This window comes from Geodermatophilus sp. CPCC 205506, assembly GCF_051383635.1.
Classification (GTDB): Bacteria; Actinomycetota; Actinomycetes; order Mycobacteriales; family Geodermatophilaceae; genus Geodermatophilus.
In genome coordinates, this window is record NZ_JALPKP010000002.1 from 45,847 (window position 1) to 62,571 (window position 16,725).

The 16,725-nt window shown below is 74.6% G+C and carries 15 protein-coding genes; 7 read left to right on the top strand and 8 right to left on the bottom strand.

Going from position 1 to position 16,725, the window contains the following annotated elements:
- Window positions 1–18 precede the first annotated feature (18 nt).
- On the top strand, window positions 19–573 hold the full coding sequence (locus tag MY520_RS01630; protein WP_436689415.1) for a DUF4231 domain-containing protein: 555 nt from the start codon (window positions 19–21) through the stop codon (window positions 571–573).
- Window positions 574–646: 73 nt separating this feature from the next.
- Entirely contained in the window at window positions 647–922 is a 276-nt protein-coding gene (locus MY520_RS01635; protein WP_436689417.1) for a hypothetical protein, read from the top strand.
- 62 nt (window positions 923–984) lie between these two features.
- On the opposite strand, the gene MY520_RS01640 is transcribed toward MY520_RS01635, so the two are convergent.
- Together MY520_RS01640 and MY520_RS01645 are read right to left on the bottom strand one after the other, a co-directional pair.
- Entirely contained in the window at window positions 985–2,154 is a 1,170-nt protein-coding gene (locus MY520_RS01640) for an MFS transporter (protein ID WP_436689419.1), read from the bottom strand.
- Between the two features lie 25 nt (window positions 2,155–2,179).
- A complete protein-coding gene (locus MY520_RS01645; protein WP_436689421.1) occupies window positions 2,180–4,132 on the bottom strand; it encodes a fibronectin type III domain-containing protein in 1,953 nt (650 codons plus the stop codon).
- Between the two features lie 292 nt (window positions 4,133–4,424).
- On the opposite strand from MY520_RS01645, the gene MY520_RS01650 reads away from it, so the two are divergent.
- The 5 genes from MY520_RS01650 (at window position 4,425) to MY520_RS01670 (ending at window position 9,058) form a co-directional block, all read left to right on the top strand.
- Window positions 4,425–5,186, top strand: coding sequence for a GntR family transcriptional regulator (locus MY520_RS01650; RefSeq protein ID WP_436689423.1), 762 nt, complete (start codon window positions 4,425–4,427; stop codon window positions 5,184–5,186).
- Window positions 5,183–5,650 (top strand): VOC family protein, encoded by a 468-nt coding sequence (locus MY520_RS01655; protein WP_436689425.1) that lies wholly within the window; start codon window positions 5,183–5,185, stop codon window positions 5,648–5,650. The genes MY520_RS01650 and MY520_RS01655 overlap by 4 nt, the downstream gene beginning before the upstream one ends.
- Before the next feature lie 35 nt (window positions 5,651–5,685).
- A complete protein-coding gene (locus MY520_RS01660; RefSeq protein WP_436689427.1) occupies window positions 5,686–6,903 on the top strand; it encodes a Rieske 2Fe-2S domain-containing protein in 1,218 nt (405 codons plus the stop codon).
- Window positions 6,904–7,065: 162 nt separating this feature from the next.
- Window positions 7,066–7,932 (top strand): fumarylacetoacetate hydrolase family protein, encoded by an 867-nt coding sequence (locus MY520_RS01665; RefSeq protein ID WP_436689429.1) that lies wholly within the window; start codon window positions 7,066–7,068, stop codon window positions 7,930–7,932.
- A gap of 118 nt (window positions 7,933–8,050) precedes the next feature.
- Window positions 8,051–9,058 (top strand): ABC transporter substrate-binding protein, encoded by a 1,008-nt coding sequence (locus MY520_RS01670; RefSeq protein WP_436689431.1) that lies wholly within the window; start codon window positions 8,051–8,053, stop codon window positions 9,056–9,058.
- Window positions 9,059–9,205: 147 nt separating this feature from the next.
- Here the strand turns inward: MY520_RS01670 and MY520_RS01675 are convergent, their stop codons facing one another.
- The 6 genes from MY520_RS01675 to hutH all read right to left on the bottom strand — a co-directional run bounded on the left by MY520_RS01675 (window position 9,206) and on the right by hutH (window position 16,641).
- Window positions 9,206–9,490 carry a hypothetical protein gene (locus MY520_RS01675; protein WP_436689433.1) on the bottom strand — a complete coding sequence of 95 codons (285 nt, stop codon included), beginning with the start codon at window positions 9,488–9,490 and terminating at the stop codon, window positions 9,206–9,208.
- Between the two features lie 185 nt (window positions 9,491–9,675).
- A complete protein-coding gene (hutI, locus tag MY520_RS01680; protein ID WP_436689435.1) occupies window positions 9,676–10,875 on the bottom strand; it encodes an imidazolonepropionase in 1,200 nt (399 codons plus the stop codon).
- Entirely contained in the window at window positions 10,872–12,200 is a 1,329-nt protein-coding gene (locus MY520_RS01685) for a formimidoylglutamate deiminase (RefSeq protein ID WP_436689437.1), read from the bottom strand. The genes hutI and MY520_RS01685 overlap by 4 nt, the downstream gene beginning before the upstream one ends.
- A complete protein-coding gene (locus MY520_RS01690) occupies window positions 12,194–13,381 on the bottom strand; it encodes an allantoate amidohydrolase (RefSeq protein WP_436689439.1) in 1,188 nt (395 codons plus the stop codon). Before MY520_RS01690 ends, MY520_RS01685 begins: the two co-directional genes overlap by 7 nt.
- A gap of 37 nt (window positions 13,382–13,418) precedes the next feature.
- Window positions 13,419–15,077: a urocanate hydratase gene (gene hutU / locus MY520_RS01695; protein ID WP_436689441.1), complete on the bottom strand. Its 1,659-nt coding sequence runs from the start codon at window positions 15,075–15,077 to the stop codon at window positions 13,419–13,421.
- Window positions 15,078–15,102: 25 nt separating this feature from the next.
- A complete protein-coding gene (hutH, locus tag MY520_RS01700) occupies window positions 15,103–16,641 on the bottom strand; it encodes a histidine ammonia-lyase (protein ID WP_436689443.1) in 1,539 nt (512 codons plus the stop codon).
- Window positions 16,642–16,725: the final 84 nt, after the last annotated feature.

Here is a 16,725-nt window from a genome sequence, read left to right on the forward strand (position 1 = left end):
CGGCCGGAAGGGGAGGACGTGTCCGCGGCTGCTGGTCGAGGGGGAGGAAGGAGCCGGCGCCGCCCCGAGGACTGGCGGGACCTGACCGGCCGCCTCCCGGCACCCTGTCACGATCCGGAGGGCCGGGACCTGCTGTGGCAGCAGTTCGAGGCGCGGCTGCGGTGGTACGACCGAGCCGCCGCGCGCAGTCGACGTGCCTGTCTGGCGCTGAAGACCATCACGCTGGCGGCCGGTGCGACCGTCACCGTCCTGGCCGCCGCAGGCGCCCCTGCGGTGCTGACCGCCTCGCTGGCCGCCGGAGCGGTGGTCGCCGAAGGCATCGAGCAGGTCTTCCAGCTCCATCCGCACTGGATCTCCTACCGCTCGACGGCAGAGACCCTGCGCCAGCACGGGTTCTCGTTCGCGGCCGGTGTCGTTCCCTATGACGTCAGCTCGACCCGTCGCGAGCTGCTCAACTCCGTCCTGTGGGCGGTGACGTCGAAGGAGAACGCCGACTGGGCGGCCGGCATGCGAGGTGCGGCACCACCGTCGCCCCCTCGCACGGCCGATGACGAACCGGCGACGCACGCGTGATGCCCGACGGTGACGATCAGAGCGACCAGTTCCTGCCGGGCATCGGCGGGTGACCGGCAGCGAGGGGTGTGCGATGGCCTTCACGTTGTGCGCGGACTTCACCCTCTTCCCGGACGACACCATCCTGGGGCCGGGGTTCACGTTCGCGGCGATGGACTTCCAGGACGTCCCGGGCGGGTCCTCGGCCTCCTTCGTCAACGCGACGGCGGGCGAGCGCGGGCTGCAGTTCCCGCACACCGGGCTCGAGGTCGGACTGCCCGTGCCGGTCCTCTATGCCCGCGCCTGCGGGTCGGGCAGTTCGCGGGGCCGTACACGATCGACGGCCTGGACCTCTCCGGCGTCGTCGTGAGCAGCTTCGCGATGACCTTCCTCTGCGTCCCCATCCCGTGAACGGGCGCCCGGCCAGGCGGGTCACGACCGGCGCGCCGCTGCCCAGAGCCAGCCGGCGAGCGCGAGCGGCACGACGGTGAACGCCGACATCGCCGGGACGGTGCCGACGGCCGAGCCCAGCCACGCGAGCAGCAGTGGGGTCCCGAAGCCGGCGTAGGCGAAGGCGTAGAACGCGCTGTTCATCGCGCCCCGGGTGTGCGGGGGCGCCAGCCGGGCGGTCAGGGTCAGCCCGGCGGTGAGGCACAGCCCGGCCCCGCCGCCGAGCAGCGCCGCCGCCGGCAGCAGCAGCGGCCTGGCGTGCGTCACGATCCCGACCACGCCGAGGCCGTGGCCGAGCGCACCGAGGACCATCCCGAGCGGCGCGGCGCCCCGCTCCGCCCGCCGCCCGACGCGGGCCGCGACCGCGCTGGCCGCCAGAGCCAGCCCGCCGATCAACCCGGCGTAGGCGACGCCGACGCCGTCCGGCACCACGAGCAGGGGGAGCAGGGTCGCGGCGATGGCGGGGAACGCGAACACCCCGACGGCGGTGGGCGCCAGCACCGCCCAGAACGGCCGCCGCGCCTCCGGCGGCAGGCCGAGCGTCATCAGCCGGCCCGGCCGGCGGACGTGCACGGTCTCGGGAACGGTCACCAGCGCGCCCACCCCGACGGCGAGGACGGCGACGTGCACGAGGTAGGGCAGGGTCGTCGGCGCGGGGCCGTACTGGGCGAGCACCCCGCTCATCGCCGGGGCGACGGCGAAGCCGAGGGACGTGGACACCGCACCGCGGGTGGCCGCGGAGCGCTGCCCGTCGGGACCGGCGAGGTCCTGCAGCCACGCGTTGGCGACGGAGAACACCACCCCGGACACGACGCCCTGCAGCAGCCGGCCCGCGTAGAGCAGGGGCAGGTGGTCGACTGCGGGGAGGAACAGCAGCGAGACCAGTCCGGCGACGACCGCGAACGGGAGGACCAGCGCCCGCCGTCCGAACCGGTCCGACGCCGCACCGGACACGGTGAGCGCGGCCATCAGGCCGACCGCGTAGCAGCCGAAGACGGCGGTGAGGTCGGCGTCCGACAGGCCAAGGGTGCGCCGGTAGACCAGCAGCAGCGGCGTGGGGATGTTGGTGCCGAGAGCCACCGTGAACAGCCCGAACGTGAGGGCGTCGAGCCGCCGTCGCACGGCGTCCCGCTGGACCGCGGCGTCCGGCACCTGCCGGACGCTACCGGTCGCCGGGTCAGCGCACCCGCACCGTGTCGGTGCGCACCAGCGTCGTCCCGGAGCCCGTGGTGGCCAGCACGCGCACGGTGACCTCGTCGCCGGGCACGTCGTCGACGGCCAGGCTCACGACCGGCTCGGGGAGGCCGACCGCGACCGTCCGCCAGGTCCCGCCGGCGTCGTCGCGGAGCTGGACGACGTACCGCTGGCCGGCCGGTGCGTCGGGCGCCTCCCAGCGCAGCACGACCGAGCCGGGCGCCGCGTCGAGATCCGCGCCGAGATCGTCGCCGGCCGGCGCTCCCAGCGGGGCCGCCTCGCCGCCGACCGGCTGGCTGTCCACCACCGCCCCGTCGACCAGGACCTCGACGCTGGCCGCGCCGGCCGGCGTGGGGAGGCCCATGTCGACGACGCCGGTGACGTCCTCGTCCGGGTCCTCGCACGCGCTGGGCACGAACGCGGCCGGGCGCTCGTCGAGGGTGGCCCCCGCGGCGTCGCGGATGCGGACGGTGACGTCGTGGGCTCCGGCCCGCCCCTCCGCGTCGCTCGCCGCCTCCCCGGCCAGGGGCAGCACCGCGGTGATCGACCCCGAGGCGCGGGTGAGGTTGACCGCCGCGATCAGCCGCATCTCCGGAGCCTCCCGCCTGCCGATCGCCGGCAGGTCGCCCGGGCCGGCCGGATCCGGTCCGCGCCCCGCGGGGAGGGCGTTCTCCGCCACGAGCCGGTCGAAGATGCCGCGGTAGGTGAACGAGCTCAGCCACTGGTCGTCGCAGTAGGTCATGAGGTCGTGCGCATCGGTCCCGTCGAGCAGCCGCATCGGCAGCCCCAGTCCCGGGTCGCCGACGTCGAACCCGACGAAGCTCTGGTCGGGACCGGACAGCTGGCCGCCCGGGAACGGGTAGTCGGCGCCGCCGGCGGCCCCGCAGAACTCCGCGTGGAACCGGCCGAAGGTGTGGCCGAGCTCGTGGCCGCCGTACCAGTCGCCGTAGGAGCCGTCGAAGTCCCAGCCGAAGGTCGCCGCGCCGGTCGGACCGGAGGCGACCGTGCCCGGTCGCGGCGTCTGCGGGATGTCGGACGCGCGCCCGCGCATGAAGAAGCCGCTGTCGGCGACCATCCCGTAGTAGTGCGTGCGGGCGTCCGTGCCGGTCGCGACGTCGACCGCCCGCAGGGCGAGGAGCTGGGCGTTGATCTGCGCGGCCTCGAACTCCGGGGCCGGGGCGGCGTCGACCGTCGTCGTCGTCAGGTCCAGCCGCGCGATCGGGTAGGCCCGGCGCAGCCAGGAGGCGATGAGCGTGCCGTCGGTGCCGGAGGGCAGGTGGACCCGGGCGGGGCTGCCCGTCCGGTAGCGCAGCCGGACGAGCCGCAGCCGCAGCGGGGCGGCCCGCTTGAACGCGACCTTGCGCCGGCGCAGCCTCCCCAGCGACGGCAGCGGCGTGCCGGTGGCGCGCTGCACCTCGCCCATCCGCAGCCACACGGTGCCGGGCGCGGTGAGCTTGGCCGGCAGCAGGAAGTTCAGGCTGCAGGCGAGGTCGGCGCGCCGCGAACGGAGCTGGGCCGGTGTCGTCCCCGACCGGGACGGGTCGAGCTCCGCCGTGCCGAGCGCGGGAACCGAGAGCCACGGCCCGCCGGCGGAGCGGGCGACCTCCAGCTCCCCGCGCACGGTGACCGGCTGCGGACAGGACAGGTACGCCCGCACGACCGTCGCCTTGCCCGCGACGAGGGGCACCGAGTGGTCGAGGTCCTGCACCACCTGGGTGACCTCGAGCCCGTCGAGCGCCACCAGTGGCGGCTGGTCGCCGGCGCCCCGGGCCCCGCCGTCGTCGGCCAGGTCCGCCAGCACCCGGGCGACGGCCGCGTCCTCGGGCACGTCGGGCGTGGTCAGCACGCGTGCGACGGCCCGGTCGGCGGCTCGGGCGAGCGCGATCTCGGCCTCGACGGCCGGTGACGGTGGGGAAGCGGTCAGCCTGCGGCCCATGGCAGCACCCTCCATCCGGGCCGTCATCCCGACGTCACGACCGCGTCACGTCCGGACGGTTCCGGACGCCGGGGTGGACACCGGCGGACCGAACGGGCAGCGGTGTATCCCGCGATGGGCAGACCTGTGTGCAGCCCTCACCGTTCCGAGCCGCCCGTCCGCGCGGGACGTCGGCGAAGCGGCGGTTCCATCCCCGAGTTCGCCGCCTTGGCGAGCGCCGGCGCTCGGTCGTGCAGCGACTTGCTGCATCCACTCTTGACTCCGGTTGGATACACCTCCTACGTTCGGTGGCGTGTCGAGCCCCGCGCTGGAGTCGGAGTCCTCCCCGGACCGGGTCACCTACCTGCACCAGGTGCTCCGGGAGTCGATCCTCAGCGGGGACATCGAGCCGGGCGCGGTGCTCACCCAGGCGGCGCTCGCCCGCGACCACAACGTGAGCCGGACGCCGCTGCGCGAGGCGCTCCGGCTGCTGCAGGCGGACGGCCTGGTCGACGTCAGGGAGCAGAGGCTCCGGGTCCGCCCGATGTCGTTCGACGACCTCGACGACCTGTACACGATGCGGATCACGATGGAGTCGCTGGGCGCGAGGATCACCGTCCCGAAGATGACGCCCGCGCACCTGGAGATGCTCAGGTCGCACCTGGATGCGATCGACGAGTTCGACCGGGTCGGCGACTTCGCGCAGCGCGAGGTGCCCCACGTCGCCTTCCACCGGGGACTGGTGAGTCTCGCGGGTCCCAGCCTGGTGTCGGCCTTCGACGAGTACAACGCCTTGACCACCAGGTATCGCCGGCTGCAGTCCACCCAGCCGCGCGCCTACGCGTTGGCCGCGCAGGAACACCGGGCGATCCTCAGCGCCTGCGAGGCGGGCGACGCGGAGGCGGCCGCCCAGAGGCTGGCGTACCACCTGGCCCGGGTGGCGCTGACCCTGGTCGCCGAGCTCGCCCCCACGAGGGATCCCGCCAACCTGCGGACCTCGATCAGGTTCGCGTGCGGCGGCTACGAGGTCGATCCCGCGTTCGCGGCGCCGCAGCCGTTCGAGAGCACCCCGTGATCCCCGAGCTGTCCGACAGCCCCTTCCACGTCGCACTCGTGGTGGACGACGTGCGGCGTCATGCCGATCTGATGACGCGTCGGTACGGGTGGACCTGGACTCCGATCCGCACGCGGCACCAGACCTACCGCGAGTTCCCGTCCGGGCTGGTCCGCGAGGTCGACGTCGACGTCTGCTTCTCCACGCACGACCCGTTCCGGATGGAGCTCATCTCGTCGGCGTCCGGGAGCCCGTGGGAGGTGTCCGACGGCCAGGCGTTCCACCACCTCGCGTGGTGGGTCGACGACCTGGCCGCCGTCTCGGCGGCGCTCCTGGAACGAGGAGCGGTGCCCGAGGCCCACGGCGTCGATCCCGACAGCGGACGCGAGCCCGCTCGCTTCGCCTACTTCACCGAGGCCGGCGTGCGCATCGAACTGCAGGAGACATCGCGGCGGCCCGACTTCGAGGCCTGGTTCGCCGAGTAGAGCACGACCCCGACCAACGGAGCGAGGAGTCGAGAGTGCTGCACCGAGAAGACAACGACCTGCTGACCCGGACCGGGGCGGACACGCCGGGCGGGCGGTTCATGCGCCGGTACTGGCTGCCGGCCCTGCTGGAAGCGGAGTTGCTCGACCACCAGCCGGTCCGGGTGAGACTGCTGGGTGAGTCCCTGGTCGCCTTCAGGACGGCGGACGGCTCGATCGGGTTGCAGGACGAGCGCTGCCCGCACCGGGGAGCATCCCTGGGGCTGGCGCGGTGCGAGCCGGACGGGATCCGCTGCCTCTTCCACGGGTGGAAGTTCGGACCCGACGGGAACGTGCTCGACCTCCCGACCGAGCCGGAGGGCCGTCAGCGGCTCAAGGACAGGATCCCGGTGCGGTCGTTCCGCACCCGGATCGCCGGCGGGATCGTGTGGGCCTACCTGGGGCCGCCCGGGAGCGAGCCCGAGTTCCCCGACTTCGCGCCCTTCTCCGCCGGACCGGGGCACTGGCACGCCTCCAAGCTCCACCTCGAGTGCAACTACCTGCAGGGAGTGGAAGGCAGCCTCGACCCGGCCCACGTGTCGGCACTCCACAGCTCGCAGACGACCGGGGCCGCGGCCGGGAGCTCGCTGGGGATGACGATGTCCAGCACCGCACCGAGCCTGGAGGTGGACGAGTCCTGGTTCGGCTTCCGGCTGGCGGCCCGCAGGCCGGGGCCGCAGGCGGGAACCGAGTACCTGCGGATCACGGCGTTCGCCTATCCGTGCTTCACCTTCCTGCCCGGGGAGGACAAGGTGCTGTGCGCGTGGGTGCCCATCGACGACCACCACTGCTGGCAGTACTGGCTCTTCTACGACCACGAGAACGAGCTCGACCACGACCTGCTCTTCGACCGCCTCGGGCTGGAGATCGTCGACCACCAGCACCGTCGCACCTCGTTGCGACAGGACGGCTGGCCGCAGGATCGCGCCGCCATGACGGCCGGTCACTTCTCCGGCATCAGGGGGATCGCCGAGGAGGACTGCGTCATCCAGGAGAGCCAGGGCTCCATCTCCGACCGGTCCACCGAACACCTCGGATCCAGCGACCTCGGGGTCGCCCGGATGCGGCGGATGATGCTCCGGGCGATCCGCGCGTCCGAGGAGGGTGACCCCCCGGCGATCAGGGAGTCGAGTGGTCGCTACCGGGAGATCGAGCGCGTCGACGAGGTGATCCCCGACGGGCTGGCCTGGAAGTCGCGGATCTCCGGCCGGTGAGGACCTCCGTGGTGGTCGAACGCAACGCCGGAGGCCGGCACGTCTCCAGGTCGGCGGACCGTGCTGGTTGCGGCCGGGTCGGCGCCGCTCGCTCCGGCCTGGCGTGGGGGGTGTAGGGGGATGCGACTGGGCTCGACGCGCACAGGCGGAAGCGCGCACCTGGTGGCCGCGGTCGATCAGGACCGTGTCCTCGACCTCACGGCGATGGCCGACGACGGCGGGCCCGACGTCCTCCGTGGGATCACCGACGTGGGCGCCCTGCTCGCGGCGGGACCGCCGGCGGTCGAGGCGGCCCGCTCGGTCCTCGGCTCGGCCCACGGCTCGGCGCACACCCTCGACGTCGCCGACGTGCTGCTGGACGCACCGGTCCTCCGGCCCTCCAAGATCATCTGTGTCGGCCTCAACTACACGAAACACGCCCACGAAGCCGGTCTGGAGCCGCCGGCCCGGCCCATCCTCTTTCCCAAGTGGCCGAACTCCCTGGTGGGGAACGGAGTGCCGATCAGCGATCTCGGGCTGACCGCGGAGTTGGACTACGAGGCCGAGCTGGCCATCGTGATGGGCCGCCGGGCCAGCCGCGTGAGCGAGTCCGAGGCGCTGGACCACGTCTTCGGTTTCACGATCCTCAACGACGTCAGTGCCCGGGACCTCCAGCACAGCGATCCCGGGAGCCAGTGGTCGTGGGGGAAGGCGCTGGACGGGTTCGCCCCGTTGGGTCCGTGGGTGGCCGCGAAGGAGGAGATCGCGGACTGGCGGGAGCTCCGCCTGACGACACACGTAAACGGGGAACTGCGGCAGGACGAGCTCTGCGGCGACATGGTCTTCGGGGTCGAGGAACTCGTGTCGTGGATCAGTCGCGGCGTCACCCTCGAGCCCGGGGACATCATCGCCACGGGCACTCCGTCCGGGGTGGGCTTCGGCTTCACACCGCCGGAGTACCTCGTGCCCGGGGACCTGGTCGAGGTCTCACTGACCGGCGTCGGGACGCTCGTGTCCCCGGTCGTCAGGTCACCCCACTCGCCGCGCTGAAGCCGGCACCGGTCTTCCCCGTCCCGTGGTCGTCACGAAGGCGAACGGCATGCGCGGGATCCGCTCCACCCGGTCGCAGTCTCGCGCCGGTCCCTCGAATGACTCACTAGGAGTTCGCATGATCGGTTCCCGAACCCCGCTCCGGGCCGTCGGCAGACCCGCACTGGCCGGCCTCGTCGCGCTCGCACTCGTCTCCGGCTGCGGATCCGGCGACGACCCCGCCGAGTCCTCGGGTGCAGCGGCGAGCACCGAGCTGACGACTGTCCGCGTGGGCATGTTCCCGGCTGCGGACGTCGCCCCGATCTTCCTCGGGATCTCGCAGGGGTTCTTCGAGGAGGAGGGGCTCGAGCTGGAGACGCAGATGCTGGGCGGCGGGGCGGCCGTGACGGCAGCGGTGGTCGCCGACGAGGCCGACATCGGCTTCTCCAACGTGGCCTCCCTGGTCATCGCCCGGAGCCAGGGGCTCCCGATCACGATCGTCGCGCCCGCGACCCAGGCCGGGGCGGACGCGTCCGAGGCGAACGCCGGCGTCTTCGTCCCGATGGACAGCGACATCCAGGATGCGGCCGGCCTGGCCGGCAAGACCGTGGCGGTCAACGCCCTCGGCAACATCCTCGAGATGACGCTGCGCGAATCGCTGGATCAGGCCGGCGTGGACCCCTTCGCCGTCAACCTCGTCGAGATCCCGTTCCCGGACATGCCTGCGATGCTGGACTCCGGGCAGGTCGACGCGGCGTTCGTCATCGAGCCCTTCGCGACCCAGATCCTCGGTGGCGGGAACGCGCGTGTCGTGGCCACCCCCTACGAGGAGACGACTCCCTCGCTCACCGGGGCGGTGTACTTCACGACGGAGTCCTTCGTGGAGTCGGACGGGGACACGGCCGCGGCGTTCCAGCGGGCCCTGGCGCAGTCGGTGGAGTACGCCCAGGAGAACCCGGACGAGCTGCGGGCCGCGGTGGGCGACTACACCGAGATCTCCGAGGACGTCATCAACGAGATGGTCTTCCCCCAGCTGGCCGCGGACGTGCCGCGCGACATGATCGAGCTCTACGTCGACCTCCTGACCGAGTACGGGATGGTCACCGGCGATGTCGACGTCGACGGGCTGATGGCCGGCCTGGACTGACCGGGGCGCTCATCGATCGCACCGAGCCGTCCCACGCGTCCGCGTCAGCAGCGGATCGCGTGGGACGGCGGCGCGCCCGGGCTCGTCACCCGTCGGGCAGTCCCCGGAGCCCCGACGAGTCGCACGCCGGGCCGGACTCGGCAGCGGTCAGTTCTGTGCCGCGAGCCGGATGCCCCTGTCCAGCCGAACGGTCAGCACACTCGGGAGGCGCTCCAGGCGGGCCTGCATGAGGTCGGCCTCGTCGTCGTCGGCGGTACACCCGATGCACAGGCGCCACTGCCCCTGGCCGGCCTCTTCGGCCTCCAGCCGGGTGATCTGGTGGTTGCGCCCGTTGAGCATCATGACGACCCGCTGCACGCTGATCAGGTCGGAAACGGTGACGAAGACCTTCAGGCTGTGGTCGACGGCGACATGGCGGTGGTGACGGAACACTGGATTCTCCGAGCCCCACGGGCTTCTGCGATCGGACGGGGTTCTCTCGTCGTGGTGTCGCCGGACCCGCCGTCGCGAGAGTCAGCTCGCGGCGAGCCCGCAGGGAATCCGTCGTCCGTGCACCTCCGCAGCCTACGGAGTGACGCGGCCGACTGCCAGTGCTCGTTCCCGCCGGCGGTTCGGAGTCAGGAGTCGGCCGGGCGGCCGCTGTCGTCCGGCAGGAGCGCCCGGACGAGCGGGACGCCGGGGCGGTAGGCCAGGTGCCGGTAGGACGGCGCGTCGAGGACGGCGAGGTCGGCCCGGGCGCCGGGACCGAGGTGCCCGACGTCCGGACGCCGCAGCGCCGCCGCTCCGCCGGCGGTCGCTGCCCACAGCGCCTCGACCGGCGTCATCCCCATCTCCCGGACGGCGAGCGCGATGCAGAACGGCATCGACGTCGTGAAGCTGCTGCCCGGGTTGCAGTCGGTGGCCAGGGCCACGGGAACCCCCGCCGACAGCAGCCGCCGGGCGTCGGGGTACGGCGACCGGGTGGAGAACTCGGCGCCCGGCAGCAGCGTCGCGACCGTGGTCCCACCGGCGAGCGCGTCCACGTCGGCGTCGGTCAGGTGGGTGCAGTGGTCGGCGCTGGCCGCGCCGAGCTCCACCGCCAGCTGCACGCCGGGGCCCGGCGCGAGCTGGTTGGCGTGCACCCGGAGCTGCAGCCCGCGGGCCCGGCCGGCCTCCAGCACGGCCCGCGCCGCCGCGCCGTCGAAGGCGTGCGCGGAGGCCGGCTCGCAGAAGACGTCGATCCACCGGGCGACCGGGGCGCACGCGTCGAGCATCGGACCGGTGACGAGGGCGACGTAGTCCTCGGTGCGGCCGGCGTACTCGGCCGGCACCACGTGCGCGCCGAGGAAGGTGGTCTCGGGGGTGACCTCCGCGGCCAGCCGCAGGCACCGCGCCTCGTCCTCGACGGTCAGCCCGTAGCCGCTCTTGACCTCCACCGTCGTCGTGCCCTGGCCGCGCAGCTCGGCCACCAGGCCGCCGAGCCGGCCGCGCAGGACGTCGTCGGAGGCGGAGCGGGTCGCGGCGACGGTGGCCGAGATGCCGCCGCCGTCGTAGCGCGCGCCGGCCATCCGGGCCTCGAACTCGGCGGCCCGGTCGCCGGCGAAGACCAGGTGGGTGTGGCTGTCGACGAAGCCGGGGACGACCGCGCGGCCGCCGACGTCGATCCGAGCGTCGGCCGCGGGGGCGTGCCGCCGCGACCCGGTCCAGGCGACGGCGCCGTCCTCGACGACCACGGCCGCGTCGGCGACCAGACCCAGCGGCCCGGCCCCGGCGGCGGGGTCGTTGGTGACGAGCTCCGCGATGCCGGTGACCAGGGTGCTCACCCGGGGTCGGTTCACGCGTCGTCCCACAGCGGATCGATGGCCGCGGCGAGCAGGTGGCCCACGTCGCCCAGGACGTGCCGGCCCTCCTCGACGACGACCCGGCCGTCCACCACGACGGTGTGCACGTCGGCGCCCCCGGCGGCCATGACCAGCTGGTCGGGGGCGCAGCCGGCCGTCCGGGGCGTGTCGGTGCGGACGGCGACCAGGTCGGCCCGCTGCCCGGGCGCGATCCGGCCGGCGTCGGGCCAGCCGAGGGCGCGGTGCCCGTCGACGGTGAGCGCGGCGACGAGCGCGGCCGGGCGGAACCGGCCGCGCTCGCCGGTGACCAGCCGCTGGTGGCTCTCGAGCAGCCGGGCCTCGCCAAGCAGGTCGGTGAGCGCGGACTGGTCGCTGCCCAGGCACAGCGGCGAGCCGGCGTCCCGCAGCCGGCGGAACGGGCCGACGCCGTCGGCGAGGTCGGCCTCGGTGCTGGGGCATCCGCAGACCGTCGTGCCGCTGGACCCGAGCAGGACCACGTCGTCGTCGGTCAGGTGGGTGGCGTGCACGGCGGTGGTGCTCGGGCCGAGGATGCCGTGCCGGTGCAGGAGCGCGGTCGGGGTGCTGCCGTGGACGGCGAGGCAGGCCTCGTTCTCGGCCGGCTGCTCGGAGAGGTGCACGTGCAGGGGACGGCCTCGGGCCGCCTCGGCGACCCGGCCGAGCTGCGCGGCGGGCACCGCGCGCACGGAGTGCACGGCGGCGCCGATCCGGATCCCCGGTCGCTCGGGGAGCGCGGCCACCCGTTCGGCCCAGGCCTCGGCGTCCCCGTCCGAGAACCGCGTCTGGACCTCGTCCAGGGGCAGGTACCCGCCGGCCGACAGCCCTCCGGTCAGGTAGACGGTGTCCAGCAGGGTCAGCCGGACGCCGGCGTCGGCGGCGGCCTGCACCAGCGCCTCGGCCATCGCGTTGGGATCGGGATACCGCCCGCCGCCGGGCGGGTGGTGCAGGTAGTGGAACTCGCCGACGCAGGTGACGCCGGCCAGGGCCATCTCCGCGTACGTCGCCCGCGCCAGGGCGAGGTGGCGGTCGGGGTCCAGCCGGGCGGCGACGGCGTACACGCGCTCGCGCCAGGTCCAGAAGGTGCCGCCGGAGTCGTGCGTTCGGCCGCGCAGGGCCCGGTGGAAGGCGTGCGAGTGCGCGTTGGCGAGGCCGGGGAGCACCTGGCCGGCGAGCACGTGGTCCCCGGCCGCGGGCGTGGGCGCTCGCCCGACCGCGGTGATCCGGCCGCCGTCGACGACGACCCGGACGCCCGCCCCGGGGCCGTCGTCCAGCTGCGCGGACTCGCACCACCAGGTGGTCAGCACGCGAGGTCCTCGACCACCCGGGCGAGCGCGGCGACCCCGGCGGCGCAGTCGTCCGGGTCGGCGTGCTCGGCGGGGGAGTGGCTGACGCCGGTCGGGTTGCGGACGAACAGCATCGCCGTCGGGACGCCGGCCGCGGCCAGGACGCCGGCGTCGTGGCCGGCCCCCGTGGCGAGCACCGGGCAGGAGCCCCCGTCGGTGCCGAGGAGGGTGGCCAGCCGGTCGCGCAGCGCGGGGTCGAAGGGCGTGGCCGGCGTCCACGACTCCTCGACCGGTTCGGCGCCCGCCGCCCGGCCCACGTCCCGGACCACGGCGCGCACCTCGTCGTCCAGCGGACCGCGGGCGTCGAGCCAGGCGGTGACCTCGGACGGGATGGCGTTGACGCCGTTGGGTCGGACCCGCACCTTGCCGACGGTGGCCAGCGAGCCGTACCGCGCGGCCGCGGCCCGGGCCTCGAGGACCGTCGCGGCCAGCGCGAGCATCGGGTCCTGCCGGTCGGCCAGCCGGGTGGTGCCGGCGTGGTCGGCCCGGCCGCGCAGGTCCAGCCGCCAGCGGCCGTGCGGCCAGATCGACGACCCGACGCCGACGGCCTCGGCACCGTCCACCAGCGCGCGGCCCTGCTCCACGTGCAGCTCCACGAAGGCGCCGATCCGGCGGAGGGCGGCGTCGTCGCGGCCGACGCTCCCGGCGTCGACCCCGGCGCGGTCCATCGCCTCGGCCATGGTGGTGCCGTCGTCGTCGGTCAGCGCCCGTGCCCGGTCGGGGTCGAGCGCGCCGGTGAGCAGCCGGGAGCCGGCGCAGGCGACGCCGAAGCGGGCGCCCTCCTCGTCGGCGAAGCTGGCGATGCCGACGGGCCGCCGGAGCGCGGCCCGGTCGACCCGGTCGAGCGCGGCGAGGGCCGAGACGACGCCCAGCGGTCCGTCGAAGGCGCCGCCGTCGGGCACGGAGTCGAGGTGGCTGCCCAGCACCAGCCCGGGCTCCCCGGCGTCGGGGTCCGCCGTCCACGCCCAGAGGTTGCCGGCCCGGTCCGGCACGACGTCCAGACCGCGCCGCCGGGCCTCGCCGCCGAACCACTCGCGCAGAGTGGCGTCGGTGGGCGTCCAGGCGAACCGGCGGTACCCGCCCGTGGCGGCGTCCCGCCCGACGGGTGCCAGGTCCGCCCACATCGCCGCGAACGTGCTCACCCGGCGTCCCCAGGGGCCGAAGTGGCCACGTCGGCCCTCATGGGCCCTCCGTCATCGGAACCCGGAGACCGCGCTCCTCCGCGACCTGCGCGGCGAGCTCGTAGCCGGCGTCGACGTGCCGCAGGACGCCCGTTCCGGGGTCGTTGCGCAGCACCCGCGCCAGCTTGCGGGCGGCCAGGTCGGTGCCGTCGGCGACGCTGACCTGCCCGGCGTGGATGGACCGGCCCATGCCGACGCCGCCGCCGTGGTGGATGGACACCCAGGTGGCGCCGGACGCGGTGCTGACCAGGGCGTTGAGCAGCGGCCAGTCGGCGATGGCGTCCGACCCGTCGGCCATGGCCTCCGTCTCCCGGTACGGCGAGGCGACGGAGCCGGCGTCGAGGTGGTCGCGGCCGATGACGATCGGCGCCGAGATCTCCCCGGAGGCGACCAGCTCGTTGAAGCGGAGGCCGGCGACGTCGCGCTCGCCGTACCCGAGCCAGCAGATCCGGGCCGGCAGCCCCTGGAAGGCGACCTTGTCCTGTGCCGCGCGGATCCAGCGCTGCAGGTGGTCGTCGTCGGGGAACAGGTCGAGGACGGCGCGGTCGGTCGCGGCGATGTCGGCCGGGTCCCCGGAGAGCGCCGCCCACCGGAAGGGGCCCCTGCCGGAGCAGAACAGCGGCCGGATGTAGGCGGGCACGAAGCCGGGGAACGCGAACGCCCGCTCGAAGCCGCCCTGGCGGGCCTCGTCCCGGATCGAGTTGCCGTAGTCGAAGACCTCGGCCCCGGCGTCGAGGAACCCGACCATCGCCTCCACGTGCCGGGCCATCGAGGCGCGGGCGCGGTCGGTGAACTCCTCGGGCTTGGCCTCGGCGTAGTCGTGCCAGTCGCCGGGGTCGACGCCCTCCGGCAGGTAGCTGAGCGGGTCGTGCGCGGAGGTCTGGTCGGTGACGACGTCGACCTCCACGCCGCGGCGCAGCAGCTCGGGGACCACCGTGGCCGCGTTGCCCTCCAGCCCGACCGACAGCGCCCGCCGGTCGCGCTTGGCGGCCAGGCAGCGCGCGACGGCGTCGTCGAGGTCGTCGGCCACCTCGTCGAGGTACCGGTGCTCGACGCGGCGGCGCAGCCGGGCGCCGTCGACGTCGACCACCAGGCAGACGCCGCCGTTCAGGGTGACCGCGAGCGGCTGGGCGCCGCCCATCCCGCCGCAGCCGCCGGTCAGCGTCAGGGTTCCGGCGAGCGTGCCGCCGAACCGCTTGGCCGCCACGGCCGCGAAGGTCTCGTAGGTGCCCTGCAGGATCCCCTGCGTCCCGATGTAGATCCAGGACCCCGCCGTCATCTGGCCGTACATGGTCAGGCCCAGGTGCTCCAGGCGCCGGAACTCCGGCCAGGTGGCCCAGTCGCCCACCAGGTTGGAGTTGGCGATCAGCACCCGGGGCGCCCACTCGGAGGTCTGCAGCACGCCGACCGGGCGGCCGGACTGGACGAGCATCGTCTCGTCGTCGGCCAGCGTGGTGAGGGTCGCCACCATGGCGTCGAAGCTGCGCCAGTCGCGCGCGGCACGGCCGGTGCCGCCGTAGACGACCAGGTCGTCGGGGCGCTCGGCGACGTCGGGGTCGAGGTTGTTCTGCAGCATCCGCAGCGGGGCCTCGGTCTGCCAGCTCCGGGCCGTGAGGGTGGTGCCGCGCGGGGACCGTACGGGTCGTGCGCCGTCCATGGTGGCTCTCCTCGTCTCGGCGGGGTCAGGTCAGGGGCAGTCCCGTGGCCCGGAGCAGGGCCCCGTCGGTCACCAGGCCGACGACGGTCTCGATCTCCGGTGCGAGGTGCCGGTCCGGTCCGGGACCGCCGACGCCGGCGGCGCGGACCGCGTCGCGGACGGCGGCCGTCGCCGGGGCCGGCTGCAGCGGGGCCCGGAGGTCCAGGGCCCGGGCAGCGGTCAGGACCTCGACGGCGAGGACGCGGGTGAGCCCGTCGACCACGCGCCGCAGCTTGCGGGCGGCCGCCCAGCCCATCGAGACGTGGTCCTCCTGCATCGCGGAGGAGGGGATGCTGTCGACGCTGGCCGGCACGGCGAGCCGCTTGAGCTCGCCGACGATCCCGGCCGCCGTGTACTGCGCGATCATGTGCCCGGAGTCGACCCCGGGTGCGTCGGCCAGGAACGGCGGCAGCCCGTTGCTGCGCGCGGCGTCGAGGAAGCGGTCGGTGCGCCGCTCGCTCATCCCGGCGACGTCGGCGGCCGCGATCGCGAGGAAGTCGAGGACGTAGCCGACCGGCGCGCCGTGGAAGTTGCCGTTGGACTCCACCCGGCCGTCGAGGGTGATCACCGGGTTGTCGATGGCGGCGGCGAGTTCGCGGTCGGCGACCGCGGCGGCGTGGGCGACGGTGTCGCGGGCCGCGCCGTGCACCTGCGGGGCGCACCGCAGCGAGTAGGCGTCCTGGACGCGCGTGCACTCGGGCCCGCGGTGGCTGGCCATCACGCCGCTGCCGCGCAGGAGCAGGCGCAGGTTGGCGGCCGAGTCCGCCTGCCCCGGGTGCGGCCGCAGCGCCTGGAGGTCCGCGGCGAAGACGGCGTCGGTGCCGAGCAGGGCCTCGACGCTCATGGCCGCCGCGACGTCGGCGGTCGTCAGCAGCCGGCGCAGGTCGGCGAGCGCGAGGACCAGCATCCCGAGCATCCCGTCGGTCCCGTTGACCAGTGCCAGCCCCTCCTTCTCGGCCGGCCGGACGGGATCGATGCCGTGCGCCCGCAGCGCCTCCGCGGCCGGGCGCAGCGCACCCGCGTCGTCCCGGAGCCGCCCTTCGCCCATCAGGGCGAGCGCGACGGAGGCCAGCGGGGCCAGGTCACCGGAACACCCGAGCGACCCGTACTCGTGCACGACCGGCGTGAGGCCGGCGTCGAGCGCCGCCGCGTAGGCCTGCGCCGTCTGCGGCCGGACGCCGGTGCGGCCGGTCGCCAGGGTGGACAGCCGCAGCAGCATCAGTGCCCGCACGACCTCCCGTTCCACCTCGGGCCCGGAGCCTGCGGCGTGGGAGCGGATGAGGCTGCGCTGCAACCGGGCGCGCTGCTCGACCGGGATGTGCAGGGTGGCCAGCGCTCCGAAGCCGGTCGAGACGCCGTAGTGCGGCCGGTCGTCCCGGGACAGGGCGTCGACGACGGCGCGGCTCCGGGCGATCTCCGCGAGGGCTGCGGGGTCCAGCCGTACGCCGCGGCCGTCGCGGGCGACGGACACCACGTCCTCGGGCCGGACCGGGCCGGTCCCGACGACCACGTGTTCGGCGGACATGGGGCCCATGGGACACCGGAACCGCCGGGCCGCCTAGACCTGTCCGCCCGCGCTGTATCACCGGAACCCCGCGCCGCCTCTTGA

Bases quoted from the DNA above. Each gene is read 5' to 3' on its own strand.
- MY520_RS01635 (WP_436689417.1), top strand. From the start codon at position 647: ATGGCCTTCACGTTGTGCGCGGACTTCACCCTCTTCCCGGACGACACC.
- MY520_RS01670 (WP_436689431.1), top strand. From the start codon at position 8,051: ATGATCGGTTCCCGAACCCCGCTCCGGGCCGTCGGCAGACCCGCACTG.
- hutU (WP_436689441.1), bottom strand. From the start codon at position 15,077: ATGGACGGCGCACGACCCGTACGGTCCCCGCGCGGCACCACCCTCACG.
- MY520_RS01645 (WP_436689421.1), bottom strand. From the start codon at position 4,132: ATGGGCCGCAGGCTGACCGCTTCCCCACCGTCACCGGCCGTCGAGGCC.
- hutH (WP_436689443.1), bottom strand. From the start codon at position 16,641: ATGTCCGCCGAACACGTGGTCGTCGGGACCGGCCCGGTCCGGCCCGAG.